This is a genomic window from Rossellomorea aquimaris (genome assembly GCF_001877785.1).
GTDB lineage: Bacteria > Bacillota > Bacilli > Bacillales > Bacillaceae_B > Rossellomorea > Rossellomorea aquimaris_A.
The window spans coordinates 1-437 of the sequence record NZ_MINN01000158.1 but is presented as its reverse complement, the minus strand read 5'-3'; the positions used below and the strand labels follow the sequence as shown (position 1 = coordinate 437).

At 49.2% G+C, this 437-nt stretch carries 1 protein-coding gene; it reads left to right on the top strand.

Features of this window, described 5'->3' with window-relative positions; genetic code table 11:
* Positions 1-138 precede the first annotated feature (138 nt).
* A partial coding sequence (gene rph / locus BHE18_RS21855; protein WP_071620595.1) for a ribonuclease PH occupies positions 139-437 on the top strand: 299 nt, incomplete at its 3' end.

Here is a 437-nt window from a genome sequence, read left to right as displayed (position 1 = left end):
TTCTGTTATTTACGTAGTCGCACTCGATATCATGTATCCTGTCCTCGTGCTCTGTCTCACATGTCTTGCATTTCAGTCATCTACTTGCTCTTCTTGTCTACTCGTTACTTCTATCTACTGCTATGCTTTAGATGCTCTATGTCTTTCTTTTTTTTTTTTTTTTTTTTCTTGATTACAGTCGGCCAAACCAAGGTTATTTGCACGGCGACCATTGAATCGCGCGTTCCGGGCTTTTTGAGAGGGCAAGGCAAAGGATGGGTCACGGCGGAGTATTCCATGCTGCCACGCGCCACCAACAGCCGCAATCAGCGTGAAGCGACACGCGGCAAGCTCGGCGGCCGTACGATGGAAATCCAACGCCTGATCGGCCGGTCTTTACGCGCTGTCGTGGATCTAGAAAAGATCGGTGAACGCACGCTATGGATCGACTGCGATGT